The organism is Larsenimonas suaedae (genome assembly GCF_023712105.1).
Taxonomy (GTDB): Bacteria; Pseudomonadota; Gammaproteobacteria; order Pseudomonadales; family Halomonadaceae; genus Larsenimonas; species Larsenimonas suaedae.
Genome location: NZ_JAMLJI010000004.1, coordinates 22,449 through 41,221 on the forward strand (window position 1 = coordinate 22,449; position 18,773 = coordinate 41,221).

The following is an 18,773-nucleotide window of genomic DNA, read 5'->3' on the forward strand; positions in this document are numbered from 1 at the left end:
CCCCGGGCGGAGGCGCAAGACTTACTTGATGCCAGGAGTGTTTCACGGTGGAAGCACCTGCAAAAGGCGCCCTGGGGGCCAGTCTGTTTGAACGCATCAACACCGCACCTGCGGGAGGCTCGGTCACGACCGAGTCGTCGCAGTTTTACAAGACGGTGGAATCGATCAAGCACCATCTGGTCAGGCTGCTCAACAGCCATCCCGGAAACTGTGAAAGTCGCCCCACTCTGGGCTTGATGGACTTTAACGATGCCACGGTAGGCACCTTGGATCTGGAGCTTACGATTCAGCGCGCGATCAAGAGCTGTATCGAGCGTTTCGAACCGAGAGTCGACAATGTGGATGTCCGGGTCATGCCCCGTGACGAACCGCTGTCGCTGCGCTTTCAGATCCGGGCCAATGTGCGTGTTCCCGATGACATGGGCCGCGCGACGATCGATCTAGTCCTTAACGACAAGCGTTACCGCTGCCTGGAATAAACGCCTCCAGCGCGGTTCGCACCATGATTTATATCCCCCACGTGGGCGGTAGGGAACAGTCACGTCATGCTGAATCGCTATTATCGCGACGAGCTGAACTTTTTACGTCTCCAGGGACGCGAGTTCGCCGAAGCGCATCCTCAATTAAGCCGGTTTCTTTCCGAACGCAGTGCCGACCCAGACGTTGAACGCTTGCTTGAAGGCTTCGCGTTTCTGACCGGTCGCATGCAGGAAAAGGTCGAGGATGAATTTCCCGAGCTGACGCACTCGCTGATCAGTCTCTTGTGGCCGAACTATCTTCGCCCCGTGCCCAGCGCCACCATCGTTCGTTTTGACCCGAAACTGCACGCCCTCAATGGCAAGCAGACCATTGCACAGGGCACGGCGCTTCTGAGCGAACCGGTGGATGGCACGGCGTGTGAATTCCGCACCTGCCGGGACGTGACTGTCTATCCGATCACGCATCAGGGTGTCGAGGCCGAGCACTCTCAAACGGCGTCGGTCATCGAGCTGAAACTTGGCGTGCACTCGGATCAGCCGCTTCATAAGCTGGGGCTCGAGAGCCTGCGCCTTCACATGGGCGGCGACAACTACACTGCCCAGACCCTGCTGTTGTGGTTGAATCATCATCTCGGTGCAGTGGAGGTCGAGGCCAACGGCCAGTCCCGTCGCCTTCCGGCCAGTGCCATTGCACCGGTCGGCTTCAAGGAAACCGATGCGCTGCTGCCGTACCCGCGCAATGCGTATCAGGGCTATCGTATTCTTCAGGAATACCTGTGCTTCCCGGAAACGTTCCTGTTTTTCGACATCAACGAGCTGTCCCGCTATCTCCCCCGCGAAAAGGCCGATTCGCTGACCCTGAGGTTTCGCTTCACACGCACGCTGCCGGTGGACGCACGTGTGCGCGACGAGCACTTTCAGCTTTACTGCGCTCCTGCGATCAACCTGTTCGACCATGACGGCGAGCCGGTCGATCTCGATGGCGAGCAGACCGAATACCGCGTGCGCCCCAACGGTCGCAAACCCGCGCACTTCGAGGTGTTCAGCGTCGAGCGCGTGCAGGGGTGGCTTGATGGCGCCCGGGGGCGTGGCAATACTCATGCCCGCCAGTACACGCCGTTTGAAAGCTTTCAGCATCAGTTCCAGCAGAATGAAAAACCGACGGGCTATTTCCGGGTGCGTGTTCGAAACAGCGCGCGCTCCGATGGCTTCGATCATCACATTGCCTTTGTGCGTGACGACGAGGAAGCCTGCCTTGGAATGCACGAGGCGATTTCATTAAAGCTCAAGTGCACCAACCGCCAGTTGCCCGAGCGCCTGACGATCGGCGACATCACCACGCCGACCGAATCGAGTCCGACCTTCGCGACCTTCAGAAACATCACGCGGCCCTCGCTGCCCCTGCGGCCGACGCTTGATGGTCGCCTGCTCTGGCATCTGATTTCGAACCTGTCGCTCAATTACTCCTCGCTGCTCGACCGCGACGCACTCAGCGCGGTGCTGTCAGCGTATGACTTCAAGGCCCTGATCGACCGTCAGGCCGAGCAGGCTTCCAGGCTGCGCCTCCAGGGGATCTTGAGCATCGACACCGCACCGGTGGATCGCATGTATCGAGGGCGGCCGGTACGTGGCATTCGCTCGGTCGTCACGCTGGATCAGAACGCCTTTGCCTCCGAAGGCGATCTCTACCTGTTCGGCACGGTGCTTGCGCAATTTTTCGCGCTCTACGCAAGCATCAATGCGTTTCATGAACTGCACGTCATCAATCACAGCAATCAGGAGCGTTACCAGTGGGCCCCGCTCTCCGGCCAGCAACCGCTGATCTAATCAGCGAGGCGGTGCTGGAACGAGCGCCGCACTACAGCTTTTTCCAGCTGGTGGAGCTTTTGCATCGGCTGCACGGCGACGATCTCGAGCGCGACGCGCTCGAGACGCCCACGTTCTCGCGCCTGCGCTTTACCGCCTGTGGCTCGCTCGGCTTTCCGGCAAGCGATGTGCGCCGGGCGCGTCGCACGATTGCGCTGTCGACAGGCATGCCGTGCTATTGGGTCGAGGTCAATTTCTTCGGGCTTCAGGGGGCCCAGTCGCCGCTGCCCGGCTTCTATCTGGAGTCGCTGGCGCATGAGTACGCCCACCGCGAGGGCGCGCTCGGCGACTTCCTGAACTTCTTCAACCACCGTCTCCTGAGCCAGCTGCATCTGATGTGGCGAAAGTACCGCTACTACGTGCGCTTTCAGGACGGCGGGCAGGACGGTTTTTCTCGCGCCGTATTTTCCCTGTTCGGGCTTGGCGATGAGCGGCTTCGCCACGACAGCACCGTCAACTGGAGCAAGATGCTTGCCTATACCGGTCTGCTGGCCGGCCGCTCGCGCTCGCCTCAGGTGGTCAGCGGCATCGTGGCGCACTGCTTCGACCTCGAGGAAGTCGAGATCGAACAGTTCAAGCCCCGCTGGATCGAGATTCCGCCCGATCAGCGCACCGCGCTCGGTGGTGCCAACGCCGCACTCGGCATCTCGACGGTCGCCGGCGAGCGGGTCAGCGACATCGGCAGCAAGTTCGCCCTCTGCTTCAAGAATCTATCGCTTGACCGCTTCAAGGACTTTCTGCCCAACGGCAAGGATTTCACCGCGCTGAGTCAGCTCATGGACATGACGATGCGCGAGCAGCTCGCCTTCGATCTCGAACTCGAACTCAAGCCGCACGAGATCAAACCCATGCAGCTCGGCGACGGCACCAGTTGTCAGCTCGGATGGACCACTTTTGTTAACCCGGATACGACCCGACCGTTGGAACGCGTCCGTATCCAGATCAGACGGTGACCTCATGAAGGGAAAACACCCCCAATACGATCTCACGCTGGTCGTGATCAACAGTCAGTTGCTCGAGGGCGGCTCCACCAGTTCCCACGTGTTCGGGCCGGAAGGCGGCACACTGGGAAGCTCGCCCAGCGACGACTGGCTGCTTCAGGATCGTGAACGCACCATTCGCCCCTCGCACGCCCAGATCAAGCGCGTCGACGGCCAGTTCTGTCTGGTCGACCTGTCAGGCCACACCTTTATCAATAACGCGACCAGTCAGATCGGGCGCCATAGAAGCGTGGTGCTCCGAGACGGCGACGAGTTGAGCGTCGGGCGTTACACGCTTCGAGTGCATCACGGCAACTGGAGCGCCGAGCCCCCCGGCTCGGCGCCACTGAGCGATCTCGTCGACGAGGAAACCACGCAGCTCACACGAGACGGTGACCCGATCAAGGCCACATCGAGGCGTGCACAGGACGATCCCCTCGACGCGCTCGGCGATGTCAATCCGGCCGCCAGCGCCGAGGACCCCATGCTTGCGCTCAACCATCGGGGCGGCGCTGAGACCGCCTCATCCTCGGAATCAAACGGTTGGCTCGATGACGCCGATGACGAATGGCTCCGGGACGCGCCGAGCGCCATGGAAGACAACCAGAATCGCAGCGAGGCGGCCATGGGATTGCCTCGCATCGAGTCAGGGCGTGCGAGCACGTCTTCGACCTCTACATATTCCACTCAACAACCGACGTACAACCGCGCCGAGGGTGCCGCTATGGACGACAAGCTACTTCACGAACTCGAACAAACCGTCGGCGAACAGCTGCACGACCACTGGTCGGACCAGGACGCCGGGCGCTCTCGCCACATCGGCGCCGACCCGTTGCTTCGAGGCCTCGGCGCGCCGCTGTCGTTCAAGGACACTGAAGAGCAACAGCGGTTTCTGCACGAAGCCGGGGCGACGCTTCGGTCGCTGGTCGAGGGCATGCTGGAGCTGAACGCGTCACAGGGCGACGGACGTTACTCGCTGCGCGACCGCCGGCTGCAGCCGATCGAAGATAACCCGCTTCGCCTCGGTCAGGGCTATGAGCAGACCATCCATACGCTGTTTTCCGCCGAGCGCAGCCCTGTTCACCTGTCGGCCCCGGCGGCTGTTCGGGAATCGCTCGATCAGCAGCGCCGCCATCAGCAGGCCGTCGAGGACGCCATCGGTCAGGCGCTCGGCGCCATTCTGGACGCATTCTCGCCGGACGCGCTGCTCAAGCGCTTTCACGCCTATCGGCGCAGCGACATGACCCCTGCCGAGGAGAGCGCCTGGGCATGGGACATGTATCAACACTACTACCGCGAGCTGACCTCCAACCGACAGCAGGGCTTCGAAAAGCTGTTTTGGGAGGTATTCGAGCAGGGCTACGACCGCAGCGTACGAGAGCTTCAAAAGGACGCCGGCCAGCGAGGTGAATCGTCGTGAAACGCCTTGTCATGCTTTTGCTGGTCGCGGTGACGCTGGCCGGCTGCAGCACGGCCTACAACGCCGTGACCAAGACCGGTCGCGTGCTCTGGAACCCCTCGGTGCAGGTCGGTGCCGACACCGAACAGGCCAGCACCGTCGATCTGAGCATGGTGGCCGAGTCGGACATGAATGCTGACGGTAACGGCCTTGGCGCGCCCATGTCGTTTCAGGTGCTTCAGCTCAAGGACGATTCGAAGCTGATGGCGGCCGATTACGCCGAGGTCAGCGACGATCTCGAGAACGCGCTCGGCACCAACTACATCGACCACGACGACTTCGCGCTGCTGCCGCGTCAGTTCAAGTTCTACGAATCGTTCGATGTGGATCCGGAGACCCGGTTTATCGGGGTCATCGCCTACTACAACGACCCGGATCACGCCGAATGGAAGAAAGTGGTACGCATCCGACCCAAGGGCCATCGCTATCACATCCTCGTGCATCTGCGAAATCACACGGTCGAGCTGCGGCGTGAATACTAGGAAGGTGTCTGATGTCGAGTCGTAATCGAGTCATCTGGAACGAGGGGCTATTCATCAAGCCCCAGCATTTCCAGCAACAAAGTCGCGCGCTGGAAGCGCAGCTCAATGAACGTCTGAGTGGCGTCAGCCGCTATCTCTACGGGTTCACGGCGCTCGAACTCAACGCAGAGTACCTGAGCTTCGGCCGCATTGCCCTGGCCCGTGCCGAGGGCGTGTTCCCCGACGGCACCGCGTTCTCGCTGCCCCATGACGACGCTCTGCCGGACCCGCTCGAGATTCATGACGGGTCGGTGGCCAATCAGATCGTTTATCTGGCGCTGCCGATGGTCAGCGACAGCCTGGGCGAGGTGCAGTGGCCGGAGTCCGGCGTGTCGGCGCGGTTTTCCCACACCACTCGCCCGGTACGTGATCTGCATTCGGAAAGCGGTGATTACGTCGATCTCGATCTGGCGCAGGTCGCCCCACGGCTGATGCTCGAGCGCGACGACCGCAGCGCCTACGCAACGCTTGCCGTCGGCCGCATTCTCGAAAAGCGCGCCGATGGCAGCCTGGTGATGGATCAAAACTTTTTCCCGACGCTCTTGAACGTACTCGCTGCGCCCGTGCTGCACCGCTTTGTCGGTGAAATGGCGGGCCTGATGCGCGAGCGTGCTCGCAACATCGCCAACCGCATCTCTGCGCCGAGTCAGGGCAGTGTGGCCGATGTGTCGGATTTTATGCTGCTGCAACTGCTCAATCGCACCCATCCGCAGTTTCAGCACCTTTCACGGCTCAGTCATCTGCACCCCGAGCGGCTGTTCGAGACGCTGGTCAGTACCTGTGGCGAGCTGATGACGTTTACCGACGAATCGCGGCTGCCGCAGGAATACCCGAGCTACGATCACGACTACCCCGAGGCGACCTTTTCGCCCTTGATGCTGACCATGCGTCAGGCGCTCTCGACCGTGCTCGAATCCCGCGCGGTGGCCATTCAGCTGCAAAAACGCCGCTACGGCCTGATGGTCGCACCGCTGACGGACACCTCGCTGCTGGATTCGGCCGAGTTCATTCTGGCAGTGCGCGCCGAGATGCCGCTTGAGCGGCTGCGCAAGCAGTTCGTGCAGCAGACCAAGATCGCCTCCGTCGAGCGCATTCGCGATCTGATCAGCCTTCAGCTGCCGGGCGTGCCGCTGACGCCGCTGCCGGTCGCGCCACGCCAGCTGCCCTACCACGCAGGCTACACCTACTTCCAGCTCGACCGTCAGAGCCAGGCGTGGGACATGCTGAGAAACGCCAGCGGTTTTGCCTTCCATGTGGCCGGTGAGTTCCCCGGTCTCGAACTTCAGTTCTGGGCGATCAGGAGTTGACCATGAGTGATCTCGATGCCTATCAGAGCGCGCGGGCCAAGCGCGCGCCGAAGGATCCCAGCGACGTCTCCGAGCGCAGCCTCGATCGAGTTCTGCACAGTCACGCTCATCAGCTCGACGACGACGAAGACTTCTGGTTTCGCCTGCGCGGCCACAACCTCAATGACCTGATCGATGCAGCCACCCCCCTGATGGGCATGGTCATCCGCATTCGCCAGCTCGATGAGTACACCGACATCGAAGGACTCTACGAGCAGGTCGTCAACGAAATCATGGCGATCGAGGTGGAGTTGACCGAGAAGGGCTACGACCGGCCGACGCTTCTGGCCTACCGCTACGTGCTGTGCTCCTTCATTGATGAAGCGGTCATGGGCACACGCTGGGGTGGTCAGAGCGCCTGGGCCGAGCACTCGCTTCTGACCCGGTTTCACAACGAAACCTGGGGCGGTGAAAAGGTGTTCTCGATTCTGGCCCGCCTTCAGAAGGAGCCGGATCGCTACCGCGAGATGCTCCAGTTCATCTACATGTGCCTCTGCCTCGGCTTCGAAGGCCGCTACAAGGTCATGCCCGACGGGCACGAAGAGTGCGAGCAGATCATTCGAGCGCTCGGCGAGCAGCTCCGCGAGCACATCGCCGACGACGACACGCGCTCGGACCAACTGACCAGCCCGCTCGATAACGTGGCCGACGCCCGCTATCGGCCGGACCGCCAGATGCCGGTCTGGGGCGTGTTCGCGATCTTTGCAGGCGTCATGGTCGCCATTTACCTCGGCCTGTCGCTGACGCTTGGCAGCCACAGCCACGACGTGATTTCCACGCTCAACCAGATCACCAGCTAGGAGCGCCCATGATTCGGGTCGAACTGCCGGCACTGATTCGCCGGCTCAATCCCTTTACCCACCAGGCTCTGGAAGCGGCGGCCAGCCTCTGCGCCGAGCGTCAGGGCGCCGAGATCACGGTCGAGCACCTGATGTACGCCCTGGCCGACATGCCGCTGTCGGACATCCGCTGCTGCCTGGCGCTTCACGACATCGACCCGCAGTCGCTCAAGCAGGCGCTGGCCGGGGGCTTTGCCGATCAGCCGACCACCGCCGAGCCGTACCCGGTGTTCTCGCCGCTTCTGATCGAAGTGCTGCAGGACGCCTGGCTTCTGGCCTCGACCGAGTTCGGCCACAGCGAGCTTCGAAGCGGTGCCGTATTCGTGACTGTATTGATGAACGCGCAGCGCTATCTGTCACGGGGCGCGTTCGACCTGCTCTCGGTCTTTAACCGCGAGACCCTGAAGCGCGAGTTCGACCGCATTACCGCCGACTCCGCGGAAACGCCGGTCGACACGCCGGCCTCGGGCCAGGGCAGTGCGCCCGCCGCGCAGAGCGGTGACAGCGCGCTGGCCCGCTTTGGCACCAACACCACGCAAGCGGCACGGGAAGGCCGGCTCGACCCGGTGCTCGGCCGCGACCGTGAGGTCGATCAGATGATCGATATTCTCTGTCGCCGCCGCAAGAACAACCCGATCGCCATCGGCGAGGCCGGCGTTGGCAAGAGCGCGCTGGTCGAAGGGCTTGCCCTTCGCATCAGCGAGGGGCTGGTGCCGGCCTCGCTCAAGGACGTCGACCTGATCACACTGGATCTCGGCGCGCTGCAGGCCGGCGCCTCGGTCAAGGGCGAGTTCGAAAAGCGGCTCAAGGCCGTGATCGATGAGGTCAAGAACGCCAGCAAGCCGGTGATCCTGTTCATCGATGAAGCCCACACCCTGATCGGTGCCGGCAATCAGGAAGGCAGCGGCGACGCCGCCAACCTTCTGAAGCCCGCGCTTGCGCGAGGCGAGCTTCGTACGGTCGCCGCCACCACCTGGAGTGAGTACAAGAAGTACATCGAGAAGGACCCGGCGCTGACGCGTCGCTTTCAGCCGGTGGTACTCGGCGAGCCGACCCAGGAGCAGGCGCTGCACATCATGCGTGGCCTGCGTGACGTCTACGAGCGTGCCCACCGCGTGCTGATCGGTGACAGCGGCCTTCGAGCGGCGGTCGCCATGTCCGCGCGCTACGTTGCCGGCCGACAGTTGCCGGACAAGGCCATTGACGTGCTCGACACCGCCTGTGCCCGTGTGGCGCAAGCCATCGACGCGCCGCCGCGTCAGATCAGTCACTTGAAAAGCGAGCGCGTGCAGTGCGCTCGCGAGCATGAACAGCTCGAACGCGAACGTCTGTTCGGCCGGGCCGTCGAGCCCGAGCTTCTTGACGCGCTGACCCGCCGGATCGAAACGATCGATTGCGAGCTCGCCACCCTCGACGAGGCCTGGCAGACCCAGCGGGCGCTGGTGCGCCGTATTCTCGACGTTCACGAGCAGCTTCTCGACATGGACGCGGCGCCGGCTGCAGAGGCCACGGAACCGACGGCCGCTGACGAGGTACTGGCGGCGGCCGAGGCTGCCGCCGGCGAACTCGAAGGCGTCAGGGATCGTGACGCTCTCGTTACCGAGCTTGGCGCGCTCGAAACCGAACTCGAACAGCTTCAAAACGAGCACGCGCTGGTGCATGGCAGCGTCGAGGAGGCGCAGATCGCTCAGGTCATCGGCGATTGGACCGGGATTCCGGTCGAGCGCATGACCAGCGATGAGCTCTCGAAGCTGACCGAACTGCCCGACTTTCTGACCGAGCGCATCAAGGGCCAGAACGTGGCCATCGAGCGCATTCATCGTCATCTGGTCACTGCCCGCGCCGACCTGCGGCGTCCGGGCCGGCCGATGGGGGCGTTTCTGCTGGTGGGCCCAAGCGGCGTCGGCAAGACCGAAACCGTGGTACAGCTTGCCGAGCGGCTCTACGGCGGCCAGCAGTTCTTGACCACCATCAACATGTCCGAGTACCAGGAAAAGCACACCGTTTCGCGCCTGATCGGTTCGCCGCCCGGCTACGTCGGCTACGGCGAGGGCGGCCTTCTGACCGAAGCCATTCGTCAGAAACCCTATTCGGTGGTGCTGCTCGATGAGGTCGAAAAGGCCCATCCCGAAGTGCTTAACCTGTTCTATCAGGCCTTCGACAAGGGCGAGCTGTCCGACGGCGAAGGGCGTCAGATCGACTGCCAGAACGTGGTGTTCTTCATGACCTCGAACCTCGGGTTCGAACAGATCGTGGCGCACGCCGACAACACCGACGCCATGGACGATGCGCTCTATCCGGTGCTGGCCGACTTCTTCAAGCCGGCGCTGCTGGCCCGTATGGAAGTGGTGCCGTATCTGCCGCTTGCCGAGGCAACGCTTGCCGAGATCGTCACTGCCAAGCTCGACACCCTCGCCGCCCGCATTCGCACGCGCTACAAGGCCGAGGTGAGCTATGGCGACGGGCTGGAAGCGGCGATTCTCGCCCGGGCGACCCGGTCGGAAAACGGCGCGCGGATGCTCGAGTCGATCATTGAGGGCGACATGCTGCCGCCGGTCTCGAGTGCATTGCTCGAGCATCTGGCCAACGAAACACCGGTGCGCCGCGTCGTGCTCGGGGTCGAGGAGGGCGCCTTCACGGCTGCGATCGACTAGGCCGAGGCGAATACGATGAACGTCTGGATGTCACCACACGCACCGACCAACATGGAGCAGGGCCTCGAAAGCGCCCTGGCCATGGCTCGAGCCGCCTCGCCCCGCGAGGTGCGCTCGGTGCTGGGTGCCGACATGAGCACGCTGTTCGGTCTGTATCGGGTGGACTGCTGGGTGATGACGGCGGATCAGCGGGCGCTGGTGCTTGATGGCGAAAACGAGCTGTTCCTCTGCGACGACTTTCGCCACCCCTACGCTCATGCGCTGCGCCAGCGACGTGGCATGCGCCTGAACGACGTCGCGCGTCAGCCGCGGCTCGATCACCCCGGGTTTCAGCGGCAGGTGCGCGCCGTGCCGCACAACACCGACCTGTACCTCTGGACACTGGCCCCGGACGCCGCCCAGGCGCCGCTTGGCGTGCTGGCCTGCTGGGGCAGTTCTGAAAGCATCGACGTTTTGATCGAAAGCGATGCGGCTCGGGTGCTGGTGGATTTGGGCGCCTTTCACTGGCAGCAGCAAAAGCGCTCGGAAGACGCGCGCCGTCGCGAGCACACGCTTCGAAGCTCGCTGGTCACGCTTCGCGAGGACGAGCGCCGACGCACGGCCGCCCACGGCCTCGGCGAGCAGGTCATCGGTCAGTCAGAGGCGATGGTGGCGCTGCGCCAGCAGATCGTGCGCGCAGCAGAAACCAGCATGTCGGTGCTGCTCGAGGGCGAAACCGGCACAGGCAAGGACGTCATCGCCCGTGCACTGCACTCGTGCTCGCCCCGCGCCGACAAGCCCTTCGTCGCGATCAACTGCGCCGCGATCCCTGAGTCGCTGTTGGAATCCGAGCTGTTCGGTCACGTCAAGGGCGCGTTCTCGGGCGCGAGTGAAAACCGACAGGGGCTGATCAAACAGGCCGATGGCGGCACGCTGTTTCTCGATGAAATCGGGGACATGCCGCTGGATCTCCAGGCCAAGCTGCTGCGGGTGCTCGAAAGCGGTCACTTTCGCCCGCTCGGGGCCACCGAGGAACAGCAGTCCTCGTTTCGCGTGATCGCGGCGACCCATCAGCCGCTTCGCGAAAAGATCAACGACGGGCTGTTCCGGGCGGATCTGTTCTACCGCCTGGGGCAGTTTCCGCTGCGCGTGCCGGCGCTTGCGGCGCGCAAGGGCGACATCGAGCTGCTGGCGCGCACCTTCGTTCGCCGTTTCTGTGAGCAGGAGCGGCGTCCGGTGGTGGGGCTTTCGAGTGCGGCGCTATCTGCCCTCGATGGGCGCACCTTTCCGGGCAACGTGCGCGAACTCAAGAACGTGATCGAGTACGCGCTGGCGATGACGCCGCCTGGACAGGACATCGACGTCACCGCGCTCGAGGCCCGGGAAGATGCCCAGGGCGTCGAGGAAGGTCAGGACGCCGAGACGGCGCTGGCGCTCGAGGCCGTGACCGACCTGCGTCAGGCCGCGCGTCAGTTCGAGGCCTCGGTCATTCGGGCGCGGTTGGCGCGCTTTGACGGCAACCGGGCAATGACAGCGGAAAGTCTCAATCTTCCGAAACGAACCCTGGCGCACAAGTGTCAGCAATTTCGCATTGGTGAGGAGTAACAGGGCATGAGTGTCTTGACCCCATGCAGGATCGTCGCGCTGGTGGCGCTTGCGTTTTTGACGCTTGCGGCGCTGCCGGCGCAAGCCGAAACGTCGGAAACCGCCGCGCCGCTGGATACGGGCGCAGATGAGGCCGGCCTCGAACGCCAGGCGCGTGAATGCGCGGCCATTGGCTCGCGGCTTGCGCGGCTTAAATGCTTCGACGATCTGTTCCCGGGCAATCCGGCCACGATGGCGAGCTCCCGGACGACCGAGAGCGTCGATGCGCCCGTCATCGCCCAGCCGCCGTTCTGGCAGGACGCCAAGGCCCTCGAGGGCAAGCGCACCGATCAGAGCGCGCCGTTTCTCGAAAAGCGCTGGGCAAGCGACGGCGGGTTCGAGGGCAACATGATGATGACCGCGCCGGCGCTTGGCACCACGCCGCCGAGGCCGCTGCTGGTCATCGGCTGCGTCGACAACATCACAAGGCTTCAGTTCGACGTCGATGCGCCACTGTCGCGCACGCGCATTCCGGTACGGCTTCAGGGCGATCGCGGCAGCATCGAGCAGACCTGGCGGCTGACCGACAACGGCTACGCCGTCAGTGCCGGGCGGGGGTTGCCGGCCATCGACACGCTCAAGTGGATGCTGCGTCAGTCAAGCATCGAACTCAGCAGCAGCGAAAGCGCGCTGAATGGGCTGGTGTTCGAGCTGGGCGATCTGGCCAACCGCATCAAGCCGATGCGCTCACTGTGTCATTGGTAGGGATGAAGCGCTCATGAAAGCCATCGAAGATCACGCCTACGTCGAGCGGGTGCTGGCACCTCTTGGAGACCCGCCCGCCGGCGAGCGACTCGAGGACGATCCGGACTACGACTTCCTCGACGCGCAGATGATGAAGCTCGGCACCATGCAGCACCAGGAGATCGACTTTGCCAAGGTCGAATCCACCGCGGTGATGCTGCTTGAAACGCGCAGCAAGGACCTGAAGGTGTTGTCGCATCTTCTTTACTGCCTGCAGCGTGAGCACAGCGGCGAACGTTTCGCGCTCTCGCTTTTGCTGCTCAATCGCGCGCTCGAGCAGTTCTGGGAGACGGCCTGGCCGTTCAAGGGACCCAAGGGCAAGCGCGGCCGGGCACGACTGTTTACCCAGGTCATGCAGCGGGCGAGCCAGGACGTCGAGGCGCTCGACTTCAACCCCTCGATCGGCGATGGCGTCGGGTTCGCGCTCGAACAGCTCACCGCGCTCGAGGCCCACGCCGAGGCGCACGGACTGCCGGATGATGAATTCGGCACGCTGCTTCGCGCCCTGAACACCAAGGCGCGTGAAACCGCGCCGGCCGAGCCGACCCAGACCGCCGACGCCCACGCAGAGCAATCGGCCGCAGCCCCCGCGGCTGCCCCGGCGCAGGCGGCACCGGCCCAGCCGAGCGCTGCCAGCACGCAGGCTCAGCCGGCGCTCGATGTGTCGCTCTCCGGTGGCAACGAACGGGCCAACCGGCAGGCGCTTTTGAAGGTGGCCGATCACCTGAACGAGGCAAGCGTATCGGACCCGCTGGGCTACCGGCTGCGCCGACACGCGGTGTGGGCCTCGATCACCTCGCTTCCGCTGACGAAGGACGGCGTGAAGACCGAGCTGATGGCGGTGTCCCGGGACCGCGTGGCCGATTACGAGGACGCGCTGGCCAAGGGCGCCGACCTCGAGCTTTGGCACAAGATCGAGGCCAGCCTTGCTGCCAGCCCGTACTGGCTCGATGGCCATGCACTGTCGGCGCAGGCCGCCATGCAGCTTGGGCACACGCGTTGCGCCGAGGCCATCGCCGATGAAGTGCGCCTCTTTCTGGACCGCCTCGAGGGCATCGAGGCGCTGACGTTCAAGGACGGCACGCCGTTCTTGAGTGACGACACCAGGTACTGGCTCGATCAGCAGGGCGCCAAGAAGGGCGGCAGCGCCGGCGGCAGCGGCGATGCCTGGTTCGATGCGCTCGACACCGCCGAGGGGCTGCTTGAAAGCGACGGTGTTGCGCCGGCGCTGGCGCTTCTGGAAGACGGCCTCAAAACGGCCAAGTCGCCCAGGGCCCAGTTCTACTGGCGGCTGGTGATGGCGGAGCTGATGGTCAGCGCCGGGTTCGGGGTGATGGCAAGCCATCAGTTCGAGACGCTGGCGCGCGAACTCGAGGGGGTTGCGCTGGATCAGTGGGAGCCGGATCTGCTGGAGCGCATCGAAAAGGCGCGCGATCGGGCTGCTCGGGAACGCAGCTGATTTTGAACACACGTGAACGACGACGTACGTAAAGGGTAGGAACGAACATGTTCTGGAGAGCGTTAGGGTGGTTTAACCGCGTCAGGCCTTGGGCACGCAAGCTCGGCAAGGCGTTTCAAAGCACCAGCAGCCTGCTGCTGGCGTTGCTGCTTGCGATCGTGCTGGCCGCCATCTGGTGGCTCGGGCCACTGATTCCGCTCAGCGGCGGACACCCGCTGGCGCCGACCCAGACGCGGTTACTGGTCTGTCTGGGGCTGGTGCTGGTCGTTGCGCTCTGGTGGGGGCAGCGTCAGGCCAAGAAAGTGCGAGCCATGGCCGATGAGCGCGCGCACGAAAGCCACCTCAAGGACGACCCGATCGCGGCGGACATCGAGCATCAGGAAGAAGTGCTCGAGCACATGCAAGGCGAGCTCAAGGCGCATCTGGGCTCGCAGGAGTATCTGTACAAGCTGCCGTGGTATCTGGTCATGGGCGTTGAAAACGCCGGCAAGACCAGCCTCGTCAACCGCTCCGGCCAGCGCTTTTCGCTGACGCATGTGATGAAGGCGCAGAGCCAGGCCGATCAGGGCCGCTACGGCTTCGACTGGTGGGTCAGCGATCAGGCGGTACTGATCGACCCCGATGGCGAGCTTCTGACCCAGCGCGCGCTTCAGGGCGATACCCCGGGTGAGCTCGAACGTCGGCTCTGGACCCACTTTCTCGGCTGGCTCGAGCGGACCCGCAGCCGCCGCCCGCTCAACGGTGTGGTGCTGGTGGTCGATCTGGCCCAACTTTCCCACGCCCGCGTGTCGGTTCGAAAGGCCTACGCCCATCTTCTGCGTGCGCGCATTCAGGAGCTGATGGATACGCTCTCCACGCGCCTGCCGATCTACGTGACGTTTTCGAAGATCGACCTGCTCCACGGCTTCGATACCTTCTTCCGGCATTACTCCCGCCAGGAGCGCCGTGAGCCGCTGGGCTTCACCTTTACGCCGGAGACCATTCGTCAGTCCGACGCGTGGCAGCGCGAATTCGTCGATGGCTTCGATGGCATGGTCGAGCACCTCAATGCGCGGCTGCCCGGCATGCTCGCCGATTGCCGCGACGACGCCGAGCGCGAGGCGCTGTTCTGCTTCATGCGTCAGATGGCCGGTCTCAAGGACGTGCTGTCGGACTTTTTGAGCGAAACGCTTGGCAGCGACCGCTACTCAACCGACGCCATGGTGCGCGGCACCTACTTCACCTCGGTCTATCAGCAGGGCGTGCCGGAAGACCCGTTCGTCGACGCCGCCGCCCGCCGCTATGGCATGCGCGAGCGCGTGCAGGCCGCACACCGGGCCGCGCGCTCGGGGCTTTATTTCACCGAAGACCTGTTCACGCGGATCATCTACCCGGAATCCGGCCTTGCCGGTGACAACGGCCGCGTGCGCCGCGACCGTGAGCGGGCGCTGTGGCTGGCCGCCGTGACCTGCTGTGTGGGTGGGGCGGTGCTTCTTGGCGGCTGGTGGCACTTCTACCAGAAAAACGCCTATGCGGCGGATGTGGTCGAGAACAGCGCTCAGCAGTTCGTGGAAAATCGCCCGGTCACTACCGACGGCAGCGACCCGAGCGGGCACGCGCTGCTGCCGGCACTCGATGAACTGCGTCAGGCCACCAACGCCTTCGGCGATTACCGTGACCACGTGCCGCTGGTGTCCGAGCTTGGGCTCTATCAGGGCCGGCGCATCGGCCCGGCCGCCGAGAAGGCCTACGTCGACATGCTCGAGTACCGCTTCCTGCCGGCGCTGATGATCGGCGTGACCGACGCCATGAACCGCGCCCCCGCCGACAGCGAAGAGAAGATGAAGCAGCTGCGCATTCTGCGGATGCTCTCTGACGCCAGCGGCCGACGCGACGCCATGGTCAAGACCTACATGGCCCAGGCGTGGCAGAACCGCTTCCCCGGTCGCGCCGACGTGCAGAACCGGCTGATGGCGCATCTGGATTACGCCCTCGACCATACCGATCTGGTCGGCGATCAGCGCCGGGGAGATTCGAAGGCCGATGTGGCCATGTCCACCTTCGGGCGCAGCATTCAGGCCGCGCAGGCCGAGCTTGGTGACGAGCCGATCGCGAACCGGGTCTACGCCTCGCTCAAGGCGCAAAGTGAAAGCCAGCTGCCGGCGCCGCTGGATCTGCGCTCGACCATCGGCACCAGCTTCTCGGTGGTGTTCGATTCCGACGCCGAGTCGCGCTCGGCCTACCGCATTCCGCGCATGCTGACCGACCGCGGATTCGAGAACTACTTCCTCGGCCGGCTCGATGACGCCACCGAACTTGCCCTGATCGACACCTGGGCGCTGGGCCGTCGGGACGACACCGACTTCAGCCAGCAGGACCGCGAGCGGCTTCGCAATCAGCTGCGCGATGCCTACGCCGCCGACTACAGCAACACCTGGGAGACGGCGCTCGATTCGCTCGAGATCGCGCACTTCGATGACATCGATCAGGCCGTGCTGGTGCTCGATACCCTGACCGGCAGCGGCCAGCCGCTGACGCGGCTTCTGGCCACGGTGCAGGACAACACCGAGCTCTACCCCGAGCTTCCAACCGACGACCAGGCCGCTCGCGAAGCGCTCAAGAAAACCACGCGCTATCAGCTTGCAAGCCAGATCGACCGCCGGTTCGCCTCGATCAACGACCTGAACGGCTCCGACGACAGCCGGCAGAACGCCAACATCGACGACGTGCGCAAGGCCATCGACAACCTTCGAGGCTACATGCGCAAGATCGCCGACGACAGCGACCAGGATCGAGCCGCGTTCCGGGCCGCCAAGGCGCGTTTGTCGCTGTCGGACGCCGACCCGATCTTCACCCTGCACCGCATTGCCGGCGACGCGCCGCAGCCGTTGGGCGACATGCTCAATTCGCTGGCCGATCAGAGCTGGAAAGTGGTGCTCAACGCCGCGCTCAAGCATCTCGAGCACAGCTGGGTCGAGGACGTGGTCTCGCCGTTCAATCAGCAGATCGCCGGGCGCTACCCGATGAACCGCAACGCCTCGCGTGAAGTCAGCCTTCAGGCCTTCGATGCGTTCTTCAAACCGGGCGGCACCCTCGACAGCTTCTACACCAAGAACCTGAAGCCCTTCATCGAGGACAACCCGGATTCGATCAAGGACGCCGACGGCAATCTCTTGATCCGTGAAGACGTACTGACCGCCTTCCAGCGGGCCAAGCGGATTCGGGACGCCTTCTTCGACGGCCAGGGCGCGCTCAACGCCGAGTTCACCCTGACGCCGATGAGCCTCAGCAACGATCAGCGCCGCGCGATCGTAAGCGTCGACGGCCAGCTGCTGGACTACAACCACGGCGGTGAGAACACCGTGCCGATGATCTGGCCGAACACGCTCAGATCGCTCAACGAGTCTCGGGTGACCCTGATTCCGGCGCAGGTCAATCGCTCGCCGAGAAGCATTCGTACCGATGGCCCGTGGGCGTGGTTCCACCTGATCGATCACGCTCGGGTGACCGGTGCCAGCGAGCGGCGGGTCGATCTGCGCTTTGACGTCAACGGCGGCCAGGTGACCTACCGGCTCAATGCCAACCAGGCACCCAACCCGTTCACGCGGCCGGTACTGCGCGGCTTCGCGCTGCCCAATACGCTTTATTGATCAAGCGGTGTCGATCGGTTGATCGACCGTGGCGGCGGGGCTTTCCCGCCGCCCATGACATGACTTGGCGCGAGTTGCCATACAACTCGATCATGGTTAAAGGAGACCACCATGTTTGCACGGCTTACCGAGCTGCTGCGGCGCGACAGACCCAGGGCCGCGGCGCCGGAGACGGCGCCTGCGCCCAAACGGGCAAGCTCTCGGTTGGATGAGGCTCGACTCGAAGACCTCGACTGGTTCATGACGGCGATCGAGCACGCCGCCCGCGCCGGGCACTCGCCGTGGTCGCTCACGCGGCGCGAGCAGTCCGACGTTCTGCGTCAGACCCTCGAGCTCACGCTCCGGCGCGGCCTCTGGCTTCAAAACGAGTACGGCGCGGTCGAGCGCTGGCAGGGGCGGGTGTTGTCCTACCGGCTTGGCGAGAACGCGCCTATTGGAATGGCGCTTCTGACCCGGCCCGACGACGACGCCGCCTGGCAGGTGCGGTTTTTCGCCATCGACCCGGAGTGGCAGACCCGCGGCCACGCGGTCTCGATGCTGATGGAAATTCGCGCGTACTTTCGCGAGCTTCCGCTGCGCACGCGCGTGCCCGAGACCTGCGAGACCGCGATTCACGCGCTCGAGCACGCAGGCTTCGAGAACATGCACATCGATGCCAATAATATCGTCTCGCTCGAAGCCTCGGCTCAGATGAAATAAGAACGCCATGAACGAAAGACCGAGATGAACGAAAGAACGAGATGAAATGAACCCCCGGATGACGTTTGAACCCGCGCCCCGCGCACTGACGAACCAAGGAGACCGCCCATGGGCCGCAAGGTAGTACTGGTCGGAGACATCGGCACCGACCACGACGGCTATCATCCCTCACCGGTGATCGCCGGCAGTTCGAGTGTTTTGATGGACGGCAAGCCGGTCGCGCGTCAGGGCGACCCGCTCCAACCCCACGACAAGCCGAACCATTCGCCGCACCCGCGCTTTGTCGCCGCCGGCACCGCCGACATTCTGGTCGATGGCAAGCCCATCGCGCTGACCGACGACGCGGTGGACTGTGGCGGTGTATTGATCGGCTCCGGCAGCGGCGAGGGCGGTTGAGCCGCGCCGCACTTTTTTATTCATGACGCACGACTGTATTCATGACTCACGACTTAACGCAGTAACGGCGAGCGAAGGA

The 18,773-nt window shown here is 63.9% G+C and carries 14 protein-coding genes; all 14 read left to right on the forward strand.

Annotation, left to right across the window (positions count from 1 at the left end):
- Window positions 1-47: 47 nt before the first annotated feature.
- Window positions 48-479: a type VI secretion system baseplate subunit TssE gene (gene tssE / locus NAT49_RS11840; RefSeq protein WP_251594451.1), complete on the forward strand. Its 432-nt coding sequence runs from the start codon at window positions 48-50 to the stop codon at window positions 477-479.
- Between the two features lie 66 nt (window positions 480-545).
- Window positions 546-2,306 carry a type VI secretion system baseplate subunit TssF gene (tssF, locus tag NAT49_RS11845; protein WP_251594453.1) on the forward strand — a complete coding sequence of 587 codons (1,761 nt, stop codon included), beginning with the start codon at window positions 546-548 and terminating at the stop codon, window positions 2,304-2,306.
- On the forward strand, window positions 2,270-3,298 hold the full coding sequence (gene tssG, locus NAT49_RS11850; RefSeq protein WP_251594455.1) for a type VI secretion system baseplate subunit TssG: 1,029 nt from the start codon (window positions 2,270-2,272) through the stop codon (window positions 3,296-3,298). The genes tssF and tssG overlap by 37 nt, the downstream gene beginning before the upstream one ends.
- Before the next feature lie 4 nt (window positions 3,299-3,302).
- Complete coding sequence (gene tagH, locus NAT49_RS11855; RefSeq protein WP_251594457.1) at window positions 3,303-4,745, forward strand: type VI secretion system-associated FHA domain protein TagH; 1,443 nt, start codon at window positions 3,303-3,305, stop codon at window positions 4,743-4,745.
- Window positions 4,742-5,266, forward strand: a complete 525-nt coding sequence (tssJ, locus tag NAT49_RS11860) for a type VI secretion system lipoprotein TssJ (RefSeq protein ID WP_251594459.1) — start codon at window positions 4,742-4,744, stop codon at window positions 5,264-5,266. The genes tagH and tssJ overlap by 4 nt, the downstream gene beginning before the upstream one ends.
- An 11-nt stretch (window positions 5,267-5,277) precedes the next feature.
- The gene (gene tssK / locus NAT49_RS11865; RefSeq protein WP_251594460.1) at window positions 5,278-6,612 is read left to right on the forward strand and encodes a type VI secretion system baseplate subunit TssK; all 1,335 of its coding nucleotides are present in this window, start codon (window positions 5,278-5,280) and stop codon (window positions 6,610-6,612) included.
- A gap of 2 nt (window positions 6,613-6,614) precedes the next feature.
- Window positions 6,615-7,451 carry a type IVB secretion system protein IcmH/DotU gene (gene icmH / locus NAT49_RS11870; RefSeq protein WP_251594462.1) on the forward strand — a complete coding sequence of 279 codons (837 nt, stop codon included), beginning with the start codon at window positions 6,615-6,617 and terminating at the stop codon, window positions 7,449-7,451.
- Window positions 7,452-7,459: 8 nt separating this feature from the next.
- Window positions 7,460-10,144: a type VI secretion system ATPase TssH gene (gene tssH / locus NAT49_RS11875; protein WP_251594464.1), complete on the forward strand. Its 2,685-nt coding sequence runs from the start codon at window positions 7,460-7,462 to the stop codon at window positions 10,142-10,144.
- Window positions 10,145-10,159: 15 nt separating this feature from the next.
- On the forward strand, window positions 10,160-11,728 hold the full coding sequence (locus NAT49_RS11880; RefSeq protein WP_251594465.1) for a sigma-54 interaction domain-containing protein: 1,569 nt from the start codon (window positions 10,160-10,162) through the stop codon (window positions 11,726-11,728).
- Window positions 11,729-11,734: 6 nt separating this feature from the next.
- Entirely contained in the window at window positions 11,735-12,472 is a 738-nt protein-coding gene (gene vasI, locus NAT49_RS11885; RefSeq protein WP_251594467.1) for a type VI secretion system-associated protein VasI, read from the forward strand.
- 13 nt (window positions 12,473-12,485) lie between these two features.
- A complete protein-coding gene (gene tssA, locus NAT49_RS11890; protein ID WP_251594470.1) occupies window positions 12,486-13,970 on the forward strand; it encodes a type VI secretion system protein TssA in 1,485 nt (494 codons plus the stop codon).
- Window positions 13,971-14,017: 47 nt separating this feature from the next.
- A complete protein-coding gene (gene tssM, locus NAT49_RS11895; RefSeq protein ID WP_251594472.1) occupies window positions 14,018-17,599 on the forward strand; it encodes a type VI secretion system membrane subunit TssM in 3,582 nt (1,193 codons plus the stop codon).
- 111 nt (window positions 17,600-17,710) lie between these two features.
- Window positions 17,711-18,298 carry a GNAT family N-acetyltransferase gene (locus tag NAT49_RS11900; protein WP_251594474.1) on the forward strand — a complete coding sequence of 196 codons (588 nt, stop codon included), beginning with the start codon at window positions 17,711-17,713 and terminating at the stop codon, window positions 18,296-18,298.
- A gap of 108 nt (window positions 18,299-18,406) precedes the next feature.
- On the forward strand, window positions 18,407-18,694 hold the full coding sequence (locus tag NAT49_RS11905) for a type VI secretion system PAAR protein (protein ID WP_251594476.1): 288 nt from the start codon (window positions 18,407-18,409) through the stop codon (window positions 18,692-18,694).
- Window positions 18,695-18,773 lie beyond the last annotated feature (79 nt).

Bases quoted from the DNA above. Each gene is read 5' to 3' on its own strand.
- tssF (WP_251594453.1), top strand. From the start codon at position 546: ATGCTGAATCGCTATTATCGCGACGAGCTGAACTTTTTACGTCTCCAG.
- tagH (WP_251594457.1), top strand. From the start codon at position 3,303: ATGAAGGGAAAACACCCCCAATACGATCTCACGCTGGTCGTGATCAAC.
- tssK (WP_251594460.1), top strand. From the start codon at position 5,278: ATGTCGAGTCGTAATCGAGTCATCTGGAACGAGGGGCTATTCATCAAG.
- icmH (WP_251594462.1), top strand. From the start codon at position 6,615: ATGAGTGATCTCGATGCCTATCAGAGCGCGCGGGCCAAGCGCGCGCCG.
- tssH (WP_251594464.1), top strand. From the start codon at position 7,460: ATGATTCGGGTCGAACTGCCGGCACTGATTCGCCGGCTCAATCCCTTT.
- NAT49_RS11880 (WP_251594465.1), top strand. From the start codon at position 10,160: ATGAACGTCTGGATGTCACCACACGCACCGACCAACATGGAGCAGGGC.
- vasI (WP_251594467.1), top strand. From the start codon at position 11,735: ATGAGTGTCTTGACCCCATGCAGGATCGTCGCGCTGGTGGCGCTTGCG.
- tssA (WP_251594470.1), top strand. From the start codon at position 12,486: ATGAAAGCCATCGAAGATCACGCCTACGTCGAGCGGGTGCTGGCACCT.
- tssM (WP_251594472.1), top strand. From the start codon at position 14,018: ATGTTCTGGAGAGCGTTAGGGTGGTTTAACCGCGTCAGGCCTTGGGCA.
- NAT49_RS11900 (WP_251594474.1), top strand. From the start codon at position 17,711: ATGTTTGCACGGCTTACCGAGCTGCTGCGGCGCGACAGACCCAGGGCC.
- NAT49_RS11905 (WP_251594476.1), top strand. From the start codon at position 18,407: ATGGGCCGCAAGGTAGTACTGGTCGGAGACATCGGCACCGACCACGAC.